The following is a 3147-nucleotide window of genomic DNA, read 5'->3' as shown; positions in this document are numbered from 1 at the left end:
GCAGCCCGAGGCTCGCCACCCACCGCCCCTCGTGTGCCGCCGGCCGCCGTGCCCGCGCCTTCCATGTGCCTGCCCTCCCATGTCCGCGGTCGGTCGGAGGCGGCGGGAAACCGGCCGCCAGGGACGACGGGTGAGGGATGTCCACAGCCGTGGGCGGGCGGGCCCGGCGGCGACGCGGTGTGCGCCGCCGCCGGGCCCGCCGGGAAGCATGCTGCGTCCCTGCGGACGAAGGTGTCAGGTCAGGGTGCCCAGGGCGCCTCCACCGCCCAGGTGGTGTCCTCGGTGAAGGTGGCGGCGTTGTCCCACGCGTGGCCGCCACCGGGTGTGGCCAGCCACACCTCCGAGTCGATGTGGCGCAGGTAGCTCCCGGGAAGATTGGCGCTCGACAGCCGTACCCCGCCCTGGCCCGCGACCGCGCACCAGGTGGCGTCGGCCTTGAAGAGGGCCGTGCCGTCGCTCGCGTCCCGGCGGACCCGGAAGTCACGGTGGCGCAGGTACTCACCGGGGTAGTTGCGGGACTCGAACGAGTAGCAGTTGCTGTTCGCCAGTCCGGTGACGATCTTCCAGGTGGCGTCGTTCTTCAGCAGCGCGCTGCTGCCGCTGTCGACGACCGCCGTAAGGGCGAGCTCCTGCGCGTGGCGCAGATACTTCGTCGTGTGGCCGGGCGTGGTGACCCGGAGCGACTTGTACTGCCCGGTGGGCAGGGTGACCGGTGGCGCGGGCGTCCTGGAGGCCTGGATGAGGGCCTGGTTGGCGGCCTTCACCCGGGCGGTGTCCACCTTGACCACCTGGCGGTCGTAGGTGAGCAGCCCGTTCGCCTCGTTCTCGACGTCCGTGATCTCCGTGTAGACGGACGCCGAGAGCCCGGCCGGCAACTGCCCGACGCGGATGCTGTCCAGGAGACCCACGAAACGGTTGTTCAGAGCGGCGATGCTCGCCTGGTCCTCGTAGCTGAAGCCGCCGCCCGGATACCACTCGTGGCCCGGGACCCTGTACCCCAGCCCGCCGAACTCGCCGAGTACGGCGGCACGGGTCGCGGTGGGCGCGGTGTTGCCGGGGCCGACGTAGATGTGGTTGTCGATCACGTCACCGTTGCCGCCGTCCACGGACCCGCAGCAGTTGACCCCGCTCATGTTGTTGACCAGCCGGGACGGGTCGTAGGTCTTCACCTCGTCGGCGATCCTCGCCTGGTCGTACTGCCCCCAGCCCTCGTTCTGGTTGACCCACATGACGACCGAGGGCGAGCTGCGGTGCTGGTCGATGACCGCGTGGTACTCGGCCTCCCACTGGGCCCGGGCGGCACTGTCCGGGGTCTTCCCGGTGTCCATCGAGGGCATGTCCTGCCAGACGAGGAGGCCCAGCCTGTCCGCCCAGTAGAACCAGCGTTGCGGCTCGACCTTGATGTGCTTGCGGACCATGTTGAACCCGAGGTCCTTGTGCGCCTGGAGATCGGACCTGAGAGCGGCGTCGGTGGGCGCGGTGTAGATGCCGTCGGGCCAGTAGCCCTGGTCGAGGGTGCCGGTCTGGAAGACGAACTTCCCGTTGAGGACGGGCCGCAGGATGTTGTCGACCTTGGCGACGCCGATGGACCGCATACCCGCGTAACTGCCCACGGTGTCCACCACGGTCGTCCCGTCGAGCAGTTCGGCGCGCACGTCGTACAGATACGGGTCGTCCGGGCTCCACAGCCGGGGGCTGGGCACCGGTACGGAGATGTCGGTGCCGGGCGCCCCGGTCGCCGTTCCCACGACGACGCCGCCGCTGGAGACGGTGACTCGCGCGCTCCGCCCGCCGCCGGCGGCTGCCTGCACCTTCACCCGCAGGGTGCTGTCGCCGAGGCTGGGCGTCATGTCCAGGCGCGTGACGTGCGACGCCGCGACGGGCTCCAGCCAGACCGTCTGCCAGATCCCCGAGGCCGCCGTGTAGAAGATGCCGCCGCCCGGATGCGGGTTCACGTCGTTGATCCGCTGCTTGCCGACGGCCTGGCCGCCGGTCTGCGTCGGGTCGTACACGGACACCACGACGGTGTTCGTACCGCCGTTGAGCCGGGGTGTGATGTCGTACGAGAAGGAGTCGAAACCGCCCTTGTGGGCGCCGACCTGTGCGCCGTTGACCCAGACGGTGCTCTGCCAGTCGGAGGCGCCGAAGTTGAGCACGACACGGCGGCCGTTCCAGTTCGACGGCACGGTGAAGGTGCGTTTGTACCAGAGCTTGTCGTTCTCCGTGATCCTGCGCTTGACACCGGAGAGAGAGGACTCCGCGACGAACGGCACCCGGATCTGTTCGGGGAACGCCGCGGGCTGACCGGCGTCACGGCCGGTCACCGCGAAGTCCCAGATGCCGTTCAGGTTCGCCCAGTCGGGGCGGGTCAGCTGGGGGCGCGGGTATTCGGGGAGCGGGTTGTCGACGGGGACCTGGTTCGTCCACGGCGTCGTCATGGGCGCCGGTTGCGGGGTCCAGGCCGCCGGCGCGGCGGCGGCCGGCGCGGTGCCGGCTCCGACGACTGCGGTGGCGAGCAGCGCCAGCAGTCCGGTGCCGGCGGTCAGCCGTCTCCACCAGGTGCGGGGGCGTGGTGCGGGGGAGGATCGCATATCGACAACTCCTTCAGGAGGAGCCCCTGCGCCGGCCGGCGCAGGGGGACGGGCCGCTGCTCAGAGCAGCTTCCAGAGGTGGTCCGCGGTGCCGTTGTCGTCGTACTGGACGACGTGGGCGGAGTCGGCGGTGGACATGAGGTCCACACCGAGGACCTTGGCCGAGTTGCGGTTGCGGATGCGGTACCAGCCGTCGCCGTCGGGCACGAGCTGCCAGAGGTGGTCGGCGGTGCCGTTGTCGTCGTACTGGACGACGTGGGCGCTGTTCGCGGTGGACATGAGGTCCACACCGAGCACCTTGCCGGAGTTGCGGTTGCCGATCCGGTACCACCGGTCGGCGAGCCAGGGCGCCGCGTCCGGGCTCGCCGTCGGGAAGGACGTGATCCGCAGCCGTGCCGCGCCCATCGGGACGAGCGTGACCTCCTCGACCGGCTCGGCGCTGCGCGCGGGGCTCGGCTGGAGGGGCGCCACCACGTGCTCGTCGTCGGCGCTCCACTCGGGGATGCGGCGGGCCTGAGCTGTCATGAGGAGCGGCGTGCCCTCCAGGGTGAAGGGG

At 70.7% G+C, this 3147-nt stretch carries 2 protein-coding genes; both read right to left on the bottom strand.

From position 1 onward, the window contains the following. Positions 1-239: 239 nt before the first annotated feature. Positions 240-2591: an AbfB domain-containing protein gene (locus VN520_RS20330; RefSeq protein ID WP_325748358.1), complete on the bottom strand. Its 2352-nt coding sequence runs from the start codon at positions 2589-2591 to the stop codon at positions 240-242. A gap of 60 nt (positions 2592-2651) precedes the next feature. Continuing rightward, the coding region (locus tag VN520_RS20325) for an RICIN domain-containing protein (protein WP_325748357.1) at positions 2652-3147 on the bottom strand (496 nt) is incomplete at its 5' end.

This window comes from Streptomyces sp. (assembly GCF_035563135.1).
In the GTDB taxonomy this organism is placed as follows: Bacteria; Actinomycetota; Actinomycetes; order Streptomycetales; family Streptomycetaceae; genus Streptomyces.
This window is presented reverse-complemented; position numbering and strand designations above follow the sequence as displayed.